General features: G+C 73.2%; 13 protein-coding genes, 1 tRNA gene and 1 pseudogene. 2 read left to right on the forward strand and 13 right to left on the reverse strand.

The genetic code is table 11. The features are described 5' to 3' along the window. Positions 1 to 591: IclR family transcriptional regulator (locus WDV06_RS31235; RefSeq protein ID WP_395513173.1), on the reverse strand; the 591-nt coding region annotated here is incomplete at its 3' end. 377 nt (positions 592 to 968) lie between these two features. Here WDV06_RS31235 and WDV06_RS31240 point away from each other — a divergent pair. Further along, the gene (locus WDV06_RS31240) at positions 969 to 1991 is read left to right on the forward strand and encodes a hypothetical protein (RefSeq protein ID WP_395513174.1); all 1023 of its coding nucleotides are present in this window, start codon (positions 969 to 971) and stop codon (positions 1989 to 1991) included. Between the two features lie 134 nt (positions 1992 to 2125). On the opposite strand, the gene WDV06_RS31245 is transcribed toward WDV06_RS31240, so the two are convergent. From WDV06_RS31245 to WDV06_RS31260, 4 genes and pseudogenes are all read right to left on the reverse strand, one after another. Next, a complete protein-coding gene (locus WDV06_RS31245; protein WP_395513175.1) occupies positions 2126 to 3913 on the reverse strand; it encodes a DEAD/DEAH box helicase in 1788 nt (595 codons plus the stop codon). 117 nt (positions 3914 to 4030) lie between these two features. Next, positions 4031 to 4459: pseudogene (locus tag WDV06_RS31250) on the reverse strand (type II toxin-antitoxin system death-on-curing family toxin). Beyond that, a complete protein-coding gene (locus WDV06_RS31255; RefSeq protein ID WP_395513176.1) occupies positions 4456 to 4656 on the reverse strand; it encodes a hypothetical protein in 201 nt (66 codons plus the stop codon). The pseudogene WDV06_RS31250 and the gene WDV06_RS31255 overlap by 4 nt, the downstream one beginning before the upstream one ends. Before the next feature lie 31 nt (positions 4657 to 4687). Then, positions 4688 to 6151 (reverse strand): MFS transporter, encoded by a 1464-nt coding sequence (locus tag WDV06_RS31260; RefSeq protein WP_395513177.1) that lies wholly within the window; start codon positions 6149 to 6151, stop codon positions 4688 to 4690. A gap of 184 nt (positions 6152 to 6335) precedes the next feature. On the opposite strand from WDV06_RS31260, the gene WDV06_RS31265 reads away from it, so the two are divergent. Next, a tRNA-Cys gene (locus WDV06_RS31265) sits at positions 6336 to 6407 on the forward strand. Positions 6408 to 6480: 73 nt separating this feature from the next. Here WDV06_RS31265 and WDV06_RS31270 read toward each other — a convergent pair. The 8 genes from WDV06_RS31270 to WDV06_RS31305 all read right to left on the reverse strand — a co-directional run bounded on the left by WDV06_RS31270 (position 6481) and on the right by WDV06_RS31305 (position 17611). Beyond that, the gene (locus tag WDV06_RS31270) at positions 6481 to 7023 is read right to left on the reverse strand and encodes a hypothetical protein (RefSeq protein ID WP_395513178.1); all 543 of its coding nucleotides are present in this window, start codon (positions 7021 to 7023) and stop codon (positions 6481 to 6483) included. 183 nt (positions 7024 to 7206) lie between these two features. Continuing rightward, complete coding sequence (locus tag WDV06_RS31275; RefSeq protein WP_395513179.1) at positions 7207 to 9540, reverse strand: hypothetical protein; 2334 nt, start codon at positions 9538 to 9540, stop codon at positions 7207 to 7209. 2 nt (positions 9541 to 9542) lie between these two features. Next, on the reverse strand, positions 9543 to 9959 hold the full coding sequence (locus tag WDV06_RS31280) for a hypothetical protein (protein ID WP_395513180.1): 417 nt from the start codon (positions 9957 to 9959) through the stop codon (positions 9543 to 9545). Between the two features lie 31 nt (positions 9960 to 9990). Beyond that, complete coding sequence (mycP, locus tag WDV06_RS31285) at positions 9991 to 11166, reverse strand: type VII secretion-associated serine protease mycosin (RefSeq protein ID WP_395513181.1); 1176 nt, start codon at positions 11164 to 11166, stop codon at positions 9991 to 9993. 21 nt (positions 11167 to 11187) lie between these two features. Continuing rightward, entirely contained in the window at positions 11188 to 12612 is a 1425-nt protein-coding gene (locus tag WDV06_RS31290) for a WXG100 family type VII secretion target (protein WP_395513182.1), read from the reverse strand. Next, the gene (locus tag WDV06_RS31295) at positions 12612 to 13133 is read right to left on the reverse strand and encodes a DUF2563 family protein (protein ID WP_395513183.1); all 522 of its coding nucleotides are present in this window, start codon (positions 13131 to 13133) and stop codon (positions 12612 to 12614) included. Before WDV06_RS31295 ends, WDV06_RS31290 begins: the two co-directional genes overlap by 1 nt. A 108-nt stretch (positions 13134 to 13241) precedes the next feature. Next, a complete protein-coding gene (locus WDV06_RS31300; protein WP_395513185.1) occupies positions 13242 to 15551 on the reverse strand; it encodes a xanthine dehydrogenase family protein molybdopterin-binding subunit in 2310 nt (769 codons plus the stop codon). Between the two features lie 50 nt (positions 15552 to 15601). Further along, entirely contained in the window at positions 15602 to 17611 is a 2010-nt protein-coding gene (locus tag WDV06_RS31305) for a 2Fe-2S iron-sulfur cluster-binding protein (protein ID WP_395513184.1), read from the reverse strand. Positions 17612 to 17846: the final 235 nt, after the last annotated feature.

Consider the following 17846-nt stretch of genomic DNA (forward strand, 5'->3'; position numbering starts at 1 on the left):
GTTTTCCGCAGATGTCCAGTTCCGGTTCCGCTTCCGGTTCCGCCTCCGGCTCCGTGGGGGGGGCCCCCCCGGGGCCGCCCCCCCCCCGCGCCCCCCCGCTTCGAGCTCGCCGTGGGTGAGCGTGTAGCCGGGCTCGATCAGCGAGCCCTGACGGGCCGCCAGGATGGCCCGTCCGGCCGCGCCGCGGTCCAGCGGGTGGCGGAAGCCGGCCCGGTAGGCGACGTGGTAGTCCGTCCAGGTGGGCTCGACGACGGCCACGGCGAGCGCCTCCGTGCCGTCCACGAGGGTCAGGTGCGCGGTGGCACCGATGTCCTCGGCGAGCGAGCGCAGGGCGGGCAGGGCCGCCTCGCGCACGAGCGGGTGGACCTGCCGGCCCAGCCGCAGCACGCCGAGCCCGACGCGGGCCCGGCCGCCGAGGTCGCGGCGGACCAGGGCGTGCTGCTCCAGGGTGGCCAGCAGGCGGTAGACCACCGTGCGGTTGACGCCGAGCCGGTTGGAGAGCTCGGTCACGGTCAGCCCGTGGTCGGTGTCGGCGAGCAGCTTGAGGACTCTGAGCCCTCGGTCGAGAGTCTGGGAGGTTTCCGCGGTCACGACGCCTCTCCCTCTGTGTCGTCGGTGGACGGCGGTGACTCTCATGGGGTGCAGCGCTGCCGGTCCCTCGGCGACGCACGGAGAGGCCGCCGGTAGCGGCCATGGCACCGGCTGCGCTCCCGCGGCGGCGCTGCCACGGGGCGTTCGATGCGGGGACAGTAGCGAGCGGGTCCGCTCAGCGGAAGGCCTCGTCCAGAATCCGGTCGCCTACTGCCGGTTTCAGCCCTTTCCTCCTCGGGACTGTATCGATTCGTAATGTCCCCCGACCGAAAATCGGTTTACACGACCCTTAGTCTGATCGCGTTCAAAAAGATGTTGGGGGTGGGCGGGGCGCGGCACAGGCCGTGCTCCGGACTCACGGAGGGGAAGAAGTACCTGTGAAGCTCAAGCGCATGGCCGTCGTCGCCGCTGCCGCCGTAGTGGGCCCGACGGTCCTCATGGCCACGCCCGCGATGGCGGACGAGGCGAAGAACACCGCCGTCACCACCCCGGACTCGGCCCCGAAGGAAGACGCCGCCCCGGCCGCCGACGCCAAGCCGGCCGCCGAGACCCCGGCCGCCAAGCCCGCCGCGGAGACCCCGGCCAAGGAGACCCCGGCTCCCGCCCCGGCCCCGGCCAAGCCCGCCCCGGCCCCGGAGGCCAAGCCGGCCCCGGCCCCTGAGCACAAGGCCGCCCAGGGCCCGAAGGTGGCCCTCTCCGGCCTGCCGTCGACCTTCAAGGCGGGCGGGGCGCCGCAGAAGTTCGAGTTCGAGGTCGACAACACCAGCGGCAAGCACATCAACCGCTACCACTACGCCTTCAAGATCGAGGGCAACGTGACCGCCGACCAGATCGACGGCAAGGTCCTGGCCTACGACGAGGAGTCGGGCGAGGAGTTCTGGGACGAGGGCTACGTCTACGAGGAAGGCGGCGACGTCTACATCGTCTACGTCGGCAACAGCCCGCTGGAGCCCGGCGACCACTTCACCATGGACGTGCAGCTCCGCTTCACGAAGGGCACCAAGGCCGGCGACATCAAGGTCCAGGCCATCGCGTCCAACGACGACGCGACGATCCAGTCCGAGTCGGGCGTCTACAAGTCGAAGATCACCTCCGACGCCGGCGGCAACACGGGGGGCAGCACCGGTAACAACGGCGGCCACGACAACGGTGGCGGCCACACCGGTGGTGGCAACGACACCAAGCCGAACGGCGGCGGCACCACGCCGATCGTCGACCACAACACCGGCACGGGCACGGGCACGGGCACCGGCACCGGCACCGCCACCGCCGGCGGCCAGCTCGCCGAGACCGGTGCGGACGCCGCCACCAGCTGGGCGCTCGGCGCCGGCGGTGTGGCCCTCGCCATGGGCGCGGCCCTGGTCGCCGGCACCGGCAAGCGTCGCCGCGTCACCAACTGACCCGGCTCCACGCCCTACGGCGACGGGGGGGGGGGGCCCCCCCGCCCGCCCCCCCCGCGCCCCCCCGGGCGGGGGGGGGGGGGGCGGCCCCCCCCCCCCCCCCCCCCCGTTCCGCATCTGCGGCCGGCGAAGGCTCACCGCATCCGGGTGGCCCACTCCTGGACCTTCTTGATCCGCTCCTTCAGCTGCCCCGCCGTCGCCTCCGCGCTCGGCGGCCCGCCGCACACCCGGCGCAGCTCGGTGTGGATCACCCCGTGCGGCTTGCCGCTCTGGTGGACGTAGGCCCCCACCATGGTGTTCAGCGACTTGCGCAGCTCCAGCAGCTCCTTGTGCGAAACCACCGGCCGCCGGTCGGCCGGAAGCTCCAGCAGGTCCGCCTCCGCGTCCGGCCTGCGCCGGCTGTGCGCGATCTGGCGCGACTGCCGCTTCTGCAGCAGCAGCTGCACCTGGTCCGGCTCCAGGAGGCCCGGAATGCCGAGGTAGTCCTGCTCCTCCTCGCTGCCCGGGTGCGCCTGCATGCCGAACTCCGCGCCGTCGTACAGCACCCGGTCGAAGACGGCGTCGGATTCGAGGGCCTCGAAGGACATCTGCTCGTCCTCGCCGGTGTCCTCGTCCTCCTGCCGGTTCGCCTCCTCCATCTCCTTCTCGGACTCGGCGTACGGGTCGTCGTCCTCGCCCGCCTTCTTCGGCCGGTCGAGGACGTGGTCGCGCTCGACCTCCATCTCGTTGGCGAAGCCGAGCAGGTAGGGAATGGTCGGAAGGAACACGGACGCGGTCTCGCCGCGCCTGCGCGATCGTACGAAGCGGCCGACGGCCTGCGCGAAGAACAGCGGGGTCGAGATCGTCGTCGCGTACACGCCCACCGCGAGGCGGGGCACGTCGACGCCCTCGGACACCATGCGGACCGCGACCATCCAGCGGTCGTCGTTCGCGCTGAAGGCGTCGATGTTCTTCGACGCGTTGGTGTCGTCGGAGAGGACGACGGTCGGCTTCGTCCCGGTGATCTCCCGGATCAGCTTGGCGTACGCGCGGGCCGCGTCCTGGTCGGCGGCGATGACGAGCCCGCCGGCGTCCGGGATGCCCTTCCTGACCTCCGTGAGCCGCTGGTCGGCGGCGCGCAGCACGTTCGGCATCCAGTCGCCGCGGGGGTCCAGCGCCGTGCGCCAGGCCTGCGAGATGGCGTCCTTGGTCATCGGCTCGCCCAGGCGGGCCTCGATCTCGTCGCCGGCCTTGGTGCGCCAGCGCATGTTGCCGCTGTAGGACAGGAAGATCACGGGCCGGACGACGCCGTCGCCCAGCGCGTTGCCGTAGCCGTACGTGTAGTCGGCGGAGGAGCGGCGGATGCCGTCGTTGCCCTCCTCGTACGTCACGAAGGGGATCGGGTTGGTGTCGGAGCGGAACGGGGTTCCGGTCAGCGCGAGGCGGCGCGTCGCGGGGTCGAAGGCCTCCAGGCAGGCCTCGCCCCAGGACTTGGAGTCGCCCGCGTGGTGGATCTCGTCCAGGATCACCAGCGTCTTGCGCTGCTCGCAGCGGTTGCGGTGCAGCATCGGCCGCACGCCGACACCGGCGTAGGTGACGGCGACGCCGTGGTAGTCCTTGCCGAGCGGCCCGGCCGAGTACTCGGGGTCGAGCCGGATGCCTATGCGGGCGGCGGCTTCCGCCCACTGCTTCTTCAGGTGCTCGGTCGGCGCGACCACGGTCACCTGCTGGACCACGTGGTGGTGCAGCAGCCAGGAGGCCAGGGTCAGCGCGAAGGTGGTCTTGCCGGCGCCGGGGGTGGCGACGGCGAGGAAATCACGGGGCTGGGTCTGGATGTACTTGTCCAGCGCCCCCTGCTGCCAGGCACGCAGCTTGCTGGCGGTACCCCACGGCGCACGGCCGGGGAAGGCGGGTGAGAGGTGGTGGGAGGCGGTAGTAGTCACGGTCTCCGGTTCGTGCTCTCGGTGGCGGTCGTACTCAGGACAACCGGGCCACCTTACCCGCGCCGCACCACCCCCCGCGGAGGGACAGGCCCGTGACCTCGGGCAGTGCGGCGAGCGTCACACCGCCACCAACTCCCGCAGCCTGTCGGCGATCAACGGCACCCGGGCCTCGGCGCCGGAGGCCACGTCGACGACCAGCGCGTACGCCGCGTCCTGGTCCACGGCCGCCGGATCGGCCCCGTTCACGGCCAGGAAGGTGGCGGCGGCGAGCCAGGCGGTGCGCTTGTTGCCGTCGACCAGGGGATGGTTCACCGCGATGCCGTGGAGCAGCGCGGCGGCCTGCTCGTACGGGTCCGCGTAGGCGGGCGTCCCATACTCCCCCAGCTACCGCTGGGAGGGGCCCCCAGCCCTCGGCCGGTGGACGGCGGACTCCAGCAGGCCGGGGGCGCGCAGCTCGACCGGCTGCCCCTGGGCGAGGCAGGCGTGCCGGGCCAGGTCGAGGACCTCGGCGAGCGTGAGGTGGCGCACGGCGGCGGCCCCGGTCATGCGCCGAGCCGCTTCAGCAGGGGCTCGTGCAGCCGGGCCAGGCGGGCCGCGGCGTCCCCGACGCGCCCGCGCTCCCGGCACAGGTGCTCCCGTACGGCCTCCAGCGCGTGCTCCTCGGGCGTGCGGCCGGTGGCGTCGGCGAGGTCGGCGAGCTCCGCGCAGTCGGCGTCGGAGAGCCGGATGACCAGATCGTTCATGCACGCAGCGTAACGACGGGCCGGTGGGGCGTCAGCCGGTTTTCGCCGCCGGACGCTCGTGCAGCCGGGTCGCCACCCAGGCCCCGGCCAGGGCCACGCAGGCCATCGGCAGGAACACGACGAGGAACGCGGCCGGGCGCGAGGCACCGCCCTCCGCGCCCAGGGCGTGCCCCGCCCCCACGGCTCCCCCGCCCAGCGCGGCGAACGCCGCCCCGCCGGCCGCCAGCAGCACCACGTTGGCCAGCGCGTCGGAGATCTGGAGAGCGGCGGAGTTCGCCCCCGCCTCCTCCGGCGCCGACAGCCGGAGCAGCAGCACGCTCGTCGAGCCGATCACCAGCCCCATGCCGAGCGAGCCCACGGCCCAGGCCACGGCCGGCGTCCACACCGGCACCGACTCGACCAGCACCGCCGGAGCCGCGAGGATGCCGAGCGCCACCATGACCATCCCGGCCACCATCAGCCGCTCCCGGTACGGGGCCGTCCGCCCCTGGGACTGCACCCAGGAGCCCAGCGCCCAGGTCACCCCGCCGAGCGCCAGCGAGAACCCGGCCAGGGTCGGGCTGAGCCCGCGCTGGGTGACCAGCATCAGCGGCACGAAGCTCTCCGCGCCGATGAAGGCCCCGGCCGCCACCCCGCGCAGCAGCACCACGGACGGCAGCCCGCGCCGCGCCCGGTACGTCCCGCGCGGCAGCAGCCCGAGCACCGCCGGCACCAGCAGCGCCGCCCCGGCGGCTCCGGGCAGCAACGACAGCCACCGCAGGTCCTGCGCGGCGTACTGGAGCAGCCCGGCGCCCACCGAGATCCCGAGGGCCAGCCGGATCCGCCGCCGGTCGAACGCCGCGGGCGCCTCGCCGCCGCCGTCCACCGGCCCGGACGCGGTCCGGCGGATCGCGGGCAGCGCCACGATCAGCGGGACGACGACCAGCACCGGGATCCCGAGGAACACCCACCGCCAGCCGAGGCGCTCGGTGACCGTCCCCGCGGCCAGCGGCCCGACGATGGACGGGACCACCCAGCTCGCGGCGAAGGCCGCCATGATCGCGGGCCGCAGCCGCTCCTCGTAGGCCCGGCTGACGACGACGTAGAGCGCGACGATGACCAGCCCGCCCCCGAACCCCTGGACGGCCCGCCCGAGCACGAACACCCCCATGACGGCGGCGGTCCCGGAACACACCAGCCCGGCGGCGAAGGCCCCGATCCCCACCGCCAGCGGCCGCAGCGGCCCCTGCCGGTCGGCCCACTGGCCGGCCAGGACCATGCCGAAGAGGCTGGTGGTGAAGTAGGCGGAGAAGGCGAAGGCGTAGAGCCCGACCCCGTCCAGCTCGCGCGCGGCGACGGGCATGGCGGTCCCGACGGCGGTGGCCTCGAAGGCGATCAGGAAGATCACGGAGATGATCCCGACGCTCAGCGTCCGGTAGGCCGGCCCCAGAATGCCGCCCGGCGGTGTGGGCGGGGCGGCGGGGGTCTCTGCTATCCGGGGTTCAAGGGCACTCATCGCCCCAGAGTAAGGTGCGCGTGCGGGATTCGCCCCTGTCAATTGGTCGTATCCCGCGTGGTCCCCGGGACCTAGTCCGAACGGCCCGTGTGAACGCCGCATGGCAGTCACATTGCATCCCCCGCGCCGCCCTTCCGGGCCACACCGCAGACCCGTAGCGTCATATCCGGCACAGCAACAACACGGCCGTGTGCCCGAGTGGTTGAGGGACTCGCCTGCAAAGCGGGTTACGCCGGTTCGATTCCGGTCACGGCCTCGGGGAGGCTGCGGAGGGGCCGCCGGGGACTTCCCCGGCGGCCCTTCCGCGCTGTCCGCGGCGGAGGCCCGGGCTACGGGGCGACGGTACGGGCCGTCCTCTGCCTGACCACCAGCCTGCCAGGCAGGCCTCCCCCGCCCGTGCACCCCAGTTCCCTGGCCATCGCCAGGGAGGCGGAGTGGATTACGGCCAGGTTGGCCTCGCGCAGTTCGGGTTCGTCCCCGTCCGATCCGCCGGACACGCTCACGACGGCCATGACGGGTACGGGCCGGCCGAGCCCCGCGAGTCGGACACTGGCGCAGTCGAAGAACAGCTTCGCCTGACGCGAGAGGGCCAGGGCGTTGCGCCCGAGGTCGTACTCCCAGTAGTGGCCCCCACCGCTCTCGGAATGCTCGCCGGTGCGCTGGGTCTCGCTCTCGATCGCGAAGCCCAGCGTGAGCCGGTGCCGCCCTTTCCCGTCCACCGGCACGGCCTGGCACACCTCACCGCCCAGCGAAGCCTCGGCCTTCGCGTAGCCACGGACCAGCACGTCCGCCACCCAGGCCACCCCGGGGGCCCGTCCGTCCTCAGGAGGCTGGAAGCGGGTCGCCCCGGTGACCTTCTCAATGCCCCGCACGGCCTCGGGATTGAGGATCCGGCCGGGGCACACCTGGGCGGCGGAGAGTTCCGTGGGCTGGTGCGGGCCGGGGGTTGCACCGCCGCCGCAGGCCACGAGCAGGACCGCGGCCGCTGCGTACCAAGCTGCCGCCGCGCTCCGGCGCGAACCGCAACCCGGTCTCCGCCCGCTCACCCGCACCCCTCAGTTGTCCACCACGGGCTGGTTGCCGGTATGGCGCTCAAGCCCGCAACCGGTGTTGTATCCCGTCAGGCTGGACTGCTTCAGGGTCTCGTCGATCGGGTCGTCCGGGCTCGGTGGGTGGTGCCGCAGGAAGTGACGTACGGGTGACTGCGCCATCCGCTCACCGTGCTGGTAGACGGCCGTCTGGTCCTCGTGGGCTTTCCCCGCCTTCCGGTCTTTCAGGCGGTCGGCTTCGGCCTCGGACCAGTCCTTGGCGACCCCGCCGACGACCTGTTCCAGGGCTCCACTGCCCGTGTCCACGGCAAGCGGTACGACGACCGCGGCCGCGCCAGCCGCCATCGCGGTCGCCGGCAGGAACGCGACCCCCGCCGCGATGGCCGCCGTCGACCCGAACTCAACCCACCCCGAGCGTTTCTCCACCGCCTCGTCGTAGTCCTTGGCCCACTTCTCCGCGTCGGCGGTGATCTGCTTGCCACGGGACTCGTCCAGGATTCCCTGGAACTCCCCGCCGGTGCGCGCGGCCTCCATCAGACCACTCCGGTTGAGCCTGCCGTCGGGCCCCACCTGGGACTCCAGCACCGAGGACTGGAAGACGGACTCCGCCTGGGACATGACGAGGTAGGAATCGGGGTGCTGGCCGAGGCTGCTCAGGAATCGGCGGGCGTCCTCCTGCTCGAACTCGGCCTGCCCCGCGCCGGTTCCCGCGAACACGCTCTGCGCGTCGTTCCCGTTCAGGGCATGGTTCAGATCACCGATGTAGCCAGCACCCATTCGGCCCAGGCTGTCCGCCAGCGAGCTCTGCTGCTTCAGCAGCTCGGGGCTCGCACCGTACGTGGCCACCACCCTCTGCATGATCTTGGCGGAGGTTTCATCGCGCTCCAGGCGGGGGGCCGGGTCGTCCCAGGCGTGGCCGAGGGTGGCCGCTTCCAGGGCGTGGCCCAGGGCGTCGGGCATGTAGGTGGCGGCCTTCTTCAGGTCGTCGGGGTTCATGCCCTCCATGTCGATGGTGGAGTGGTACTTCTCGCTGGCGAAGAAGTCGAGGTAGTTCGTGACGGGCCGGCCCTTGGCGTCCTTGCCCAGATACGCGGCCCCGGCCTTCGCCGTGCCATCGGCGCCATAGGCGTGCGGACTCCGCTCGGGGTCGAAGAACTGCGCCGACGCCTCCGGGCTGTGGCCCAGCGCCTCCAGGAAGCCGACCACCGGGTCGTAGCCCGCCCCGTTGGTCCCGGAAGGGTTCAGCATGTTCTTGCCGTAGCCGTTGAGCTGGCGGGTGCCGGTGAAGAAGTCCGGGTTCCCGGCGTGGATCTGCGTCGCGTGTTCGGCGATCGGGACGAGGAACTTCGGGTCGTAGTTCCCGAAGCGCATGATCCCGCCCAGCAGCTGGTACCCGTACGGCGGGTTCTGGTCGTGGCGGGCCAGGGGGATCGGCTGGGTGCCCAGCCTGCGCAGCTCCGCCGCGTAGCTGTCGGGCAGGTGGGGTTCGGCGGTGGAGCGGGTGGCGGTGGCCAGGTTGAAGCCGAGGTTCCGCTGGAGCTCCCGGACGTCCTCCAGCCGCTGCTCGTCGAGCTTCCCGTACGCGTAGGTGTCGGTCGCCATGGTGCCGAAGAACCGGAGCGCGCCCTCGGGGCCGAGGGTGCCGTAGAAGGCCGTGGAGAACGCCGGGACCTTGGCGTTGTCGGCGAGCAGCTCGTTGAGTTCGGCCAGTTCGGCGTGCGAGAGGTTCCGGCCCCTCCTCGCGAGGTCGGTGGCGCGGCCGGCCTGTTCGGCGGTGAGGCCGGCGTATTTCGGGGCGCTGAAGTCGTGGTCGTCGGCGAGGTTGGCGTTGAGGAGGCGGGCGAGGGACTGGTCGACGTCGTCGCACGCGTCGAGGGCGGCGTCCACCTTCGCCTGCCACAGCGGGCGGTTGACGCGGAGGGACTCCTGGTAGTCCGGATCGTGCCGGGCCGCGTCGCGGTCCGCCTCGGTGGCGAGCGGCAGCGGCTCGACCTTCCCCCTGGCGTCCACCCGGAATCCGGCGGCCGGAGCCTCCACCTCGGAGATCTTCCGCAGCCGCTCGCGGGAGGAGGTGAAGGCGTCGTGGCCCTGGGCGAGGGCCTGGTGGATGCCCTTGGCCTCGTTGGCCGCGTCCTGGAACTCCTTGGCCGTCTTGTCGACGAACGGCCGCGCCACGCCCGCCGTGACCCCGCTCCATTCGGCCTTGTCCGACTTGGCCTTCATGCCGTTGCGGGCGGCCTCGGCCAGCTCGTCCAGCTTGGCGGCCAGCGCCTGCCAGTCGCGGACGGCGGTGGCGAGCGGGCCGACGGGGGCGTTCAGGACGTTCTCGTACGTCAGCACGGCTACGAGAGGTACTGGTCGATCTTGGAGGACGTGAACTCGGCGTAGAGCCGCTGTTCTTCCTTGGCATGGGAGGAGAGGGAGTAGTCGAGGCCGTTGGAGATCTGGGCGCAGGCGGCGACGAGGGTCTTGACCTGGCTCTCCCAGCGTCCGTTCGCCTTGGCGAGGGCGGCTCCGCTGGCGAAGCCCTCCCTCGCGAGGGCGGTGGCGGCTTCGGCGGAGGCGGTGGCGGCGTGGCGGCCGTCGGTCTGGAGGCGGTGGTGCAGCGCGTACGCCTCGCTGCCGACGGCGCCGATGTGGTCCTGGTTGAGGGCGAGGTCGGCGGTGGCGCCCCCGGCGGCCGGGGCGTGGTCGAGCCGGAGGGCGGCCTTGGCCTCGGCGGTGGCGCGCGCGGCGGCCCATTCCTGCTCGAAGGACATCGCGTGCGCTCCACTCCCGTGCGGGTTCAGGTCAGCGGCGGGCCGCCCTGCGGACGACGACCGCGGTGACGGCACCACCGATGAGGACGCAGGCCCCGAGCCCGAGGGCGATCCAGGTCCAGCTGCTGCCGTCGCCCTTGTCTACCGCAGGGGCGGCCTGCGGCGCCTGCGGCGGGGTGGTCTTTCCCCCGGTCGAGGGAACGGGCGTGTCCTTGGCTGCCGCCGCGGCGAGATCGGGGAGGGGGTACACGTCGGGCGGCCCGGGGTCACCGGGGGTGGGCAGCGCGACGCGGGGGCGGACGACGCCGTAGCCGATGTAGTCGTTCCGCTGGACGCCGTCCACGGGCTTGCCGGCGGTGTTGAGGAGGACGCGGAGGATCTGGTTGTTGGTCCAGGTGGGGTGGGCGGACCAGAGGAGGGCGGCGGAGGCGGAGGCCAGGGCTGTGGCGTCGCTTGTGCCGTGGCTGTTGCAGAGGCCCGTGGTGCCGCCACATGCGGTAACGATGTCGGTGCCTGGAGCAGACATGTCTACGGAGTTGTTGTGTGTCGACTCCTTGGTGGCAGCACCGTCAGCATCGACAGCCCCGACCCCCACTACGCCAGGAATGCCGGCTGGATAATTCACTTGAGCGCCACCATCGTTACCCACACCGGCGAAGATCAACTTGCCCTTCGTCAATGCATACCGAACAGCACTCCTCAGGTCTTCGGTATCGCCCCATCCCCCCAACGAGATGTTGAGGATCTTCGCTTCAGAGTCCGCCGCGTAGCGAATGGCATCCCTTAGGGTCGTGTCGCGCGAAATTCCGTTGCCGTGGAGGTCAACACGCAAGGGCAAGATCTTCGCGCCAGGAGCCAGCCCGAAGGCGCTCTCCACCCCGCCGGGCCCCTTCCCGTTGCCGGCAACGACTGCCGCCATACCCGTACCGTGATTCTTGTAGTCCGTGCGTTCATCACCCTCGATCGTGTCCGGAGCAAAGTCCTTGCCGGGCAACACCTGCCCTTCGAGTTCGGGGATGCGAGCGACGCCGGAGTCGATCACTGCAACGGTGACACCCTTGCCTGTGCTGATCTTCCAGATGTCGTCGGCTTTCATGGCATCGAGGTGCCATTGCTTGGACCGGACCGTCTCCGCGTGGGCTGGGGTCACGGCTACCCCAGCCAGCAGCAGACCCACCAGGGCCGAGGTCGCCTTGCGCATTCGCATCCCGTGCAACGTCCGTTCTGCTCAGTCGATCACCGGTGGAACAACGCGACGGCTGTCCTGCCAGGTCTCTTCGTCCTCAGCCAGGTAGTCGGGGCGGGCGCCCCCCTGGCCTTCGCGCCGCCTGCTCGGGGTCTGGGGAGTGGCGCCTCCTGGAGCCACCGCACTAACACCCGACCCATTGCGCACGAGGCCCGTACCACCCTGAGTGAACGGCTGGACACCAGCAGCGGCTTGACGGCCCCCGAAAACGCCGCCCGGTTCCACGGACAGTCGCCGACCAGCAGGCCGACCGCCTGGGGTGCCGTGTGGGCCACCCAGGCCGCCGCCACCTATCGCGCCGGGCATGCCCCGGCCGCCCCCTGCGTGCGGGCTCTCCGCACCAATGACTGTGCCGCGTGGGATACCCGCGCTGGGTCCGCCAGCGGAGATCGGGCGGCCACCCACGATGCCGGTATCGCGCGGGGACGGGAGCGAGATACCTCCGGCCTTGCCGCCGACACCAACAGGAGGCCGCGTTACCGGCAGCGGTCCGCCGCCCAGTGATGGTGGACCGCCGATGAGCGGAAGGGTCAACGGCGGGACTGGCCCGCCGTTGGCGTTCCCACCAGGCAAGCCCTGCGCGGGTCCGACGGGCAACCCAAGGGTCGGGGGGACGGTCTTGTCCGGGAGAGTGGCGACATGGTCGAGGTCCACGTCTACGCCACGTTCCGGGAGGACGGGTGTTGGAAGGGGCCCTGGCGCAGCAGGCAGGGTGTTGTCCGGCAGAGGAGTGCGGCCTTGCACATGGCCGGGCTCGCTCGAAGGGCCGCTACTTGCCGGAGCCGGGGATACGTGTGCGGAGCCAGCCGCACCAGATCCGCCCGAGGCCCCGGTCGTCCGCTCGATATCACTCTGCCCGCTGTAAGAATCCCTGGGATCAAAGTCCGGCGACGGCGGCGGAAACGTCGGGGCCTGGGCTCGGGTCAGTTGGGTTGCCGAGGCGTCGTAGGACTGGGCCAGCTTCGTCAGTTGCTGGACCGCCTGCTCGTGGTCGGCCGTCAGCTTCGCGTGGGCCGTCTGGCCGATCTGCTGGGCGTCCGGGTCGTTGTGGTACTTGCGGGCCGCCTCCAGGTTGTCGGCCGCCGCCTTGTCGTACTTCGGCGTGTTGGCCTTCACCTCGACCATCGTCTGGGCGGCGTGCGTCATCCACGTGCTCCCCGTCTGGCTGTATTCGCCCAGCGACAGCGTCGCGCTGCCCGTGCGGCTCACCCAGTCCTGGAAGGCATGTGCCGCCTCGCCTTCCCAGCCCTTCACCTGGTGCTTCTTGAGGCTCTCGCCGATCTCCTTGATCGTCTTCGCCGCCTCGGCCAGTTGGGTGGCCCGCGACTTGACCGTCTCCGGGTCGAGGGAGGCGATCATCGCGAGCAACTGCTCGTGCGAGTAGCCCTCGAAGTTCGTCGGCGCCATCAGATCGTGCCCTTCGACGTGCTCGGGGTCGGGGTCGGGGCAGTGCCCTGGTGCTGCTGCTTCTGGGCTTCCTTCTGCTGCTGGACGAGGGGGTCGCGGTCCGGGTCGTACTCCTCCTTCGAGCGCCTGATCAGGGCCCGCATCCTCGCCTGCGTCTCCTCGTCCACTCCGCCGTAGCCCTTGCCCGCCGTCTGGATCGCGATGCCGAGCGCCTCGATCTGGCCCGCCAGGCCCTTCGACAGCTTCTGGAGCTCGCTGTGGACCGTGTCGTACGCCTTGAACAGGGCCTCCGCCTCGGGGAAGCCCGTGCCGAGGGTGCCTGCGGGGAGGGTGCCGTGGGCGAGTTTGCCGGCGTCCGCCTGCGAGCCGTCCAACGTGGTCAGCAGCGCGTCGACCCGGTTCTTGTAGTCGGTCATCGACTCGTACTCGACCTCAAGCGCCCTCGCCTGGCGCATCACCGCGTCCGCCAGGCCCCCGGCCACGCCGATGCCCAGCAGCCCCGGAGCATTGTCCGCTGCCACGATGAACTCCCCCACTCCCCGTCCCCGTCACACCCGTTCGCACGCGTGCGTGTGTCGTGCCTCCTGCCACTCTAACGACCGGCACCGACGACAAGGTGGGGCAGGCCGCTACGAGTTGGGCACCGCCACAGCCGCCGATGGCCGGATCGGGATCCTGTTCACCGGCCTCCCCGTCGCCGCGCGCACCGCCGAGGCCACCGCCGCCGGGGTCGTGACCACCGGGACCGCGCTCGCCGCCTTCGCCCCGAAGGGGGCGACGACGTCCCGTTCCTCCACCAGCCGGACGATCCGCACCGCCGGGGCGTCCAGGGACGTCGGCAGGGCGTAGCCCGTCAGGTCGGGGTGGCGGACCAGGCCGGCGACCGAGCGGAGGTTCTCTGTCAGGGCCGCGCCGACGCCCTGGGTGACGCCCGCTTCGATACGGGCCTCCAGCTGGCGCGGGTTGAGGACGCGGCCCACGTCCTGCGCGACGGCCAGCTCCACCACCCGGACCGTGCCGAGTTCGATGTCCACGTCGACCACCGCGCGGATCGCGCAGAACGCCAGGCCCACGAAGGCGTCGCCCTGACCGTGGTCGTCGAGCGGCTCCGTCGGGTGCGGGCGGCACTGGGCCGTCGCCCAGAGCTCCTTGCCCTCTATGGCCTCCGCCACGGAGAGGGAGAAGGCGCCGTCGTACGACGTGATCCGGCCGTCCTGGATCTGGAGGAGTTCGGTGGACATGCCGAGCTTGTGGGCCATCGGCTGGAGGAGCTGCGTACGGACCATCTTCGCGGCCCGCTCGACGGCTCCGCCCGAGACCCAGGTGTGGCGGCCGTGGGCGGAGGGGCCCGCCGGCGGCTGGTCGGTGTCCACGGGAGCGCAGGTGACCTCATCGATGCCGAGGACCTCCTGGACGATCTGCCGGGCGAGCGTCGCGAAGCCCTGGCCGGTGTCGACGGCCGCGCAGATGACGGTGGCGGCCCCGCCGACCACCTTCACGGTGGCGGTGGACACCTCGTCGGCGCCCTCCGCGCCGAGCATGTGGACCATGCCCACGCCGTAGCCGACCCCCCGCCGCACCGCGCCGGGCTCGCCCGCGCCCTCGGGCCCGCCGGGCAGCAGCCAGTCCTCCTCCGGGGTGTCCTTGGGGAGGGAGGGGAGCGGGAAGTCGCGGACCGATCGGAGGAGTTCGGCCACGGGAGCCGGGCAGGTGACCGTCTGACCCGTGGGCAGGAGGTCTCCGGTGGCGAGGGCGTTGCGCAGGCGCAGCTCCGCGCCGTCGATGCCGAGGGCGGCCGCGAGTTTGTCCATCTGGCCCTCGTAGGCCGCGCAGACCTGCATGGCGCCCTCGCCGCGCACGTGGCCCGAGGGCGGGTTGTTGGTGCGGACCGCCCAGCCCTCCACGAAGGCGTGCGGGACGACGTACGGGCCGCACGCGAAGGCCACCGCAGCCGCGAGGGACTCGGCGGAGGCGTCGGCGTAGGCGCCGGCGTCCATCAGGATCTGCGCCTCCACCTTGACCAGCCGGCCCTCGGCGTCCGCGTGGTGGCGGTAGCGCAGCAGGGTCGGGTGGCGGTGGGCGTGGCCGAGGAAGGACTCCTCGCGGGTGGCGGCCAGCTTGACCGGGCAGCCGGTGCGCAGGGCGAGCAGGCCGAGGGGAAGCTGGAAGGCGGGGTCCTCGCGGTCGGCGGTGGCGCCGGGGACGCCGGTGACGACGACGCGGACGCGGTCCGGGTCGAGGCCGAAGCAGGCGGCGGCGAGGTCGCGGTCGGTGTGCGGGTCGGTGGAGGCGGTGTAGATCTCGACGCCGCCGTCGGGGCGGGGCACGGCGAGGCCGGCCTCGGCGCCGATGGGGGCCGGGTCCTGGCGGCCGATGCGGTAGAGGCCCTCGACGACCACCTCGCCGGTGGCCTCGGGGTCGCCGTAGCGCAGTGGGATGTGCCGGATGAGGTTGCCGTCCGGGTGGAGCGGGGCGGCGCCGAAGGACTGCTCGGGGTCCGTGACGGCGTCGAGGAGTTCGTACTCGACGGCGATGGCGGCCGCCGCGAGGCGGGCCGTGTCCGGGTGGTCGGCGGCCACGGCGGCGATGGGCTCGCCGTGGTGGCGCACGACGTCGTGGGCGAAGACCGGCCGGTCGGCGATGCGGCGGCCGTGGGTGGCGGCGCCGGGGACGTCGGCGTGGGTGATGACGGCGCGCACGCCCGGCATCTCGGCGGCGGCCGAGGTGTCGATGGAGCGGATACGGGCGTGGGCGTGCGGGGAGCGCAGCACGGCGGCCCACAGCAGTCCCTCCGCCCACAGGTCGGCGGCGTACGGGAAGGTGCCCTCGGTCTTGGCACGGGTGTCCGCCGAGGGGACGGAGGCCCCGATGCCGCGGGCGGGGCGCTGCTGGTCGCCGCCGTCACCGTCGCCGTCGGCGCCGACGTTGAGCGTCGCCATGGTCATGGTGGTCGTCGTGGTGGTCGTCGCCGTGGCCGCGTCCTGCCCGCTCACGCCATGCCTCCGTTGTGGTGGATCCCGTCGAAGCCGACGCCGTGGGCGCCGTCGTACGGGCCGTCGTGGGCGCCGTCGTGGGCGCCGTCGTACGGGCCCTCGTGGGTGCCGTCGAAGGCGTGCGGGCCGGGGGCCGCGGCGCCCGGGACGCCGGTCGGGCCGGTCAGGCCGGTCGCGTCGAGGGTGCCGAAGGCGTCGAAGCCGCCCGCGGCGCCGGACGCGTCGAAGCCGTTGCCGCCGAGGGTGCCGTTCGGGCCGGGCGCCGCCGCCTCGAAGACACCCGACGCGTCGAAGCCGTTGCCGCCGAACGTCCCGTCCGGGCCCGCCGCCGCCTCGAAGACACCCGACGCGTCGAAGCCGTTGCCGCCGAGGGTGCCGTTCGGGCCGGGCGCCGCCACCTCGAAGCCGTGTCCGCCGAAGGGGGTGTCGAAGCCGTGGACGCCGCCCTCGCCCGGCTGCGCCTGGTGCGGGATGAGGGGTTCCGCCGGGGGCTCCGCCAGGGGTTCCGCCGGGGACTCCGTCGCCTGCGCGGCCGTGGCCTCGCGCTCCGCGATGACCTCGCGGACCGCCTCGATGACGCCCTTGTAGCCGGAGCAGCGGCAGAGGTTGCCGCAGAGCGCCTGCCGGGTCTCCAGGTCGCTGGGGGCGTGGTTGCCCTCCAGCAGGTCATGGATGGTCATGGCCATGCCGGGAACGCAGAACCCGCACTGCACCCCGCCCGACCTGCACAACGCCTGCTGCACGTCCGAGAGTTCCCCGCCCTGGGCGAGCCCCTCCACCGTGCGGACCTCGGAGCCGGCCGCCGTCGCCGCCGGGACCAGGCAGGAGGCGACGAGGCGCCCGTCGACCTGGACGGCGCAGGCTCCGCACTCGCCCTGCGAGCAGCCGTCCTTGGCGCCCGCCAGACCGAGCCGCTCGCGCAGCACGTAGAGCAGGGACTCGCCGATCCAGGCGCCGGTGACGGGCCGGTCGGCCCCGTTGACGCGCAGGACGTACGAAGCGGACGGGTGCTCGTGATGGGCGACGGCGGGGTGCCGTTCTTCCTCGTACGACGCCTCCCCGAGCGGGAACTCCCCGGTGTCGTGCCCGGCCGGGGCCGGCACGGCGCTGTCGGCGGTGTCCTCACTCGGCGCGGGCGCGGCCTCCGCTCCGGCGGGGGCGGCGGGCGCCTCCGCGAAGCCGTGCCCGTCCGCCCCGCCCGGTACCGGGGCGGCGGCGGAGGAGGGCTGCTCCTCCGGCGCGGCGTCGGAGGAGACGCCCTCGGCCTCCGCGGGGCGCGGCCGCTCGTCGCCGGCCGGGGGCTGCGCCGTGCCGTGGCCGTGGGAGGCCTCGATGTCCGGGGCGGCCTCCAGAGCCGTCTCGGGCTCCGGCCCGGCCTGGGGGTAGCCCTCGGGCAGCGGGGTCCCGACTCCGGGACCGCCCAGCACCCTCGGCCCGCGCCCCAGCGGCCCGGCCCCCGCCCCGTGCGCACCCGCGGCGTCGCCGCCCGGCAGCACCCCGGAGCTCAGCGGCGTCTCGGCCGCGGCCGCCAGGGCCTCCGCACCCGGCCCGGCCGGCGTCTCGGGCGCCGCCCAGGGGGCCCGGGCCCCGCCCGGCAGCGTCGCCGGGGCCTGGCCCCAGCCGCCGTCCGGCCCGCCGACCCGGAACTCCCCGGTCCCGCCGGCCGGCTCACCGCCGTGCCCGGCGCCCGTACCGAGCCCGAGCCCGTGCCCGTCCGGGCCGGCCTCCGCCCCGCCGACACCTCCGCCGACACCACCGGCCTCCGCACCGGCACCGCCGCCCGTGAAGTCGGCCGGCAGCGTCCAGTGCCCGGTGGCCGAAGCCTCCTCGTCCCGGTGCAGCGCGTCCGGGAACTGCCATTCGGCCGTCGCCCCCGGATCCGTCCCGGTGTGCGGGTCGGCGTAGTGCACGTGCCGCTGCTCCGCGAATCCCACGGGTTCCGCGCGCTCCACGAACTCCGCGGGCTCCGCGAACTGAACGGGCTCCGCGTGCCCCGCGAGTCCCACCGGCTCCGCGTGCTGCGCGGCCCCGTGGGCGCCCGCGTGGGAGGCCAGGTGGGAGCCGGGCTGCGCCCCCGCGGGGGCCGCTTGCGGCTGCCCCCCGCCGTGGAACTCCGCGTGCCCCTCCGGCTCGGGGGGGGCGGGGGGGGGCGGGCCCCGCGCCGCGGGGGGGGGGGGGGGGGGGGGGGGGGGGCGGGGGGGGGGCGGGGGGGGGGGGGGGCGGCGGGGGGGGGGGGGGGGG

The organism is Streptomyces racemochromogenes (assembly GCF_044129415.1).
GTDB classification, from domain to species: domain Bacteria; phylum Actinomycetota; class Actinomycetes; order Streptomycetales; family Streptomycetaceae; genus Streptomyces; species Streptomyces racemochromogenes_A.